The organism is Streptomyces sp. (genome assembly GCF_036566765.1).
GTDB lineage: Bacteria > Actinomycetota > Actinomycetes > Streptomycetales > Streptomycetaceae > Streptomyces.
The window spans coordinates 1-2,202 of record NZ_DATCVQ010000059.1; the positions used below are offsets into that span (position 1 = coordinate 1).

2 protein-coding genes are annotated in these 2,202 nt (G+C 70.3%); one reads left to right on the top strand and one right to left on the bottom strand.

What is annotated here, in order from left to right:
* Nucleotides 1–531 (bottom strand): TetR/AcrR family transcriptional regulator (locus VIU94_RS03040; protein ID WP_331907219.1); only part of this gene is annotated, 531 nt, incomplete at its 3' end.
* A 95-nt stretch (nucleotides 532–626) separates the two neighbouring features.
* Between VIU94_RS03040 and VIU94_RS03045 the strand changes: the two genes are divergently transcribed.
* Entirely contained in the window at nucleotides 627–2,189 is a 1,563-nt protein-coding gene (locus VIU94_RS03045) for a carboxylesterase/lipase family protein (protein ID WP_331907221.1), read from the top strand.
* The last annotated feature ends 13 nt before the right edge of the window (nucleotides 2,190–2,202 follow it).

Here is a 2,202-nt window from a genome sequence, read left to right on the forward strand (position 1 = left end):
CTCGTCCGCCGTGGGAGCGCTCGCGGGATCGCTGAGGTGCTGGATCATCAGGCCCGACATCAGGGCCAGCTGGACGCTTCCGAGGCTTCGCACGGTGTCCTCGGGGACCTGATCCTCGGGGACACCCTCCAAGATGGCGGCCATGCCCCGCCGTCCCTGGGCCGTGCCGCTGGCGAGGGCGGTGCGCAGGTCGGACTGACGCTGGGCCTGCATGAACAGCTCCATCGAGGCGAGCCACAGGTCTGGGTGGGCTGCGAAATCGTCGATCAGGCTCTGCCACATCCGCGCGAAATCGCGCTCGGTGGAGCCGTCGGCGTCCGGGACGATGGCGCGTCCCATGGCGTCGCCCCATTCGTCGAGGATCTCGAACAGCGCCTGGTTCAGAAGGGCTTCGCGGGACCCGTAGTGGTAGCCGATCGCGGCCGTGCTCACCCCGGCGGCGGTGGCGATGTCCCGGATGCTGCTGCGGTCGTACCCCTTCTCCCGCAGGCATGCCTTCGCGCCGATGAGGAGGGCTTCGCGGTTTCCCATGCGACGGACGCTAGCACCTGTTGCCCGATCGACTCACTCGATCGATTTATACAAACGTATTGCTCGATCGAGCAAACCTCTCTACTGTTCCTTCCATGACGAACACCAAGATCGTTGCGAAGTGGTTGGCCGCCGCCGTGCCGATGGGCCTCGGGCTCGGCCTGACCGCCCCGACCCTCGCCCACGCCGCCCCCGTCGGCACCGCCGCCGACCGGACGGTGGTCGCCACCACGAACGGCAAGGTCCGCGGCACGGCTGAGGGCAAGGTCCGCACCTTCCAGGGCATCCCCTACGCCGCACCCCCCGTCGGAGGCCTGCGCTGGAAGTCCCCGCAGCCCGCGGCGCGGTGGACCGGAGTACGGGACGCGACGACCCCCGGCCGGGCCTGCGCCCAGCCCGAGGGGTTGCCGATCGGCATCCCGAACGACAACGAGGACTGCCTCTACCTGAACGTCACCACCCCGACCGCGAAGCAGGCGGGGAAGCAGGCCGGGAAGCGACCGGTGATCGTATGGATCCACGGCGGCAGCCTCATGTACGGCGCCGGCCACCAGTACGGAGGCGCGAGCCTGGCCGAGCAGGGCGCGGTGGTCGTCTCGATGAACTACCGCCTGGGCGTGATGGGCTTCCTCACCGACCCCTCCCAGCCCGGCGCCGACGGCCTCGGCCTCGAAGACCAGCAGGCCGCCCTGCGCTGGGTGAAGGCCAACGCCGCCGCCTTCGGCGGAGACCCGGACAACGTCACGATCGCGGGCCAGTCCGGCGGCGGCTACAGCGTCTGCGGCCACCTCGCCTCACCCGCCTCCGCGGGCCTCTTCCACCGCGCCGTCGTCCAGAGCGCCCCCTGCGCCACCGGCGGATCCCGCACCCGCGCCGAAGCCGAGGCCGACGCCCGGCGCGTCATCGCCACCCTGGGCTGCGAGACCAACACCGCCGACTGCCTGCGCGACAAGTCCGTCTCCGAACTCCTCGCCGCCTACGACCCCTACAGCGAACCGCGCCCGGTCACCGGTACCAAGCTCATGCCCCTCTCCCCGGCCGAAGCCCTGCGCACCGGCAGGTTCAACCGGGTCCCCGTCCTCATCGGCGTCAACCACGACGAGGAACGCGGCAGGGTGCTTGGGCAGGAACTCGCCTCCGGCACGCCGATGAAGCCCGAGGAGTACGAGCCGGCCATCCGCCACCAGTTCGGCTCCAAGTCCGACGCCGTCCTCGCCCTCTACCCGCTCACCAAGTACGGCTCGGCGGGCGAGGCGCTGGCCGCCGCCCTCACTGACTCCGCTTGGTCCACGCCCACCCTGGAGACGGCCCAGCTCCTGTCCCGATGGACCCCGACCCGGACGTACGAGTTCTCCGAACGCGACACCCCGTGGTTCGAGGGCTTCCCGACCCCCAGCTTCGAGCAGCACGCCGCGCACATGACGGAACTGCCCTACCTCTTCGATCACCCGCCGCTGTTCGAGGGAGTCCCCGCGGACCAGGCCCGCTTCCGCACCCGCATGCTCCGTACCTGGACCCACTTCGCCGCCACGGGCAAGACCGACTGGCCCGACTTCCGCACCGGCCACGACTACGTCCAGACCCTGTCCTCAACCACCTGGAAGCGCGCCGACTTCGCAGCCGACCACAACACCGCCTTCTGGAAGAACAGCCGCTGACGGTCGGCGATCC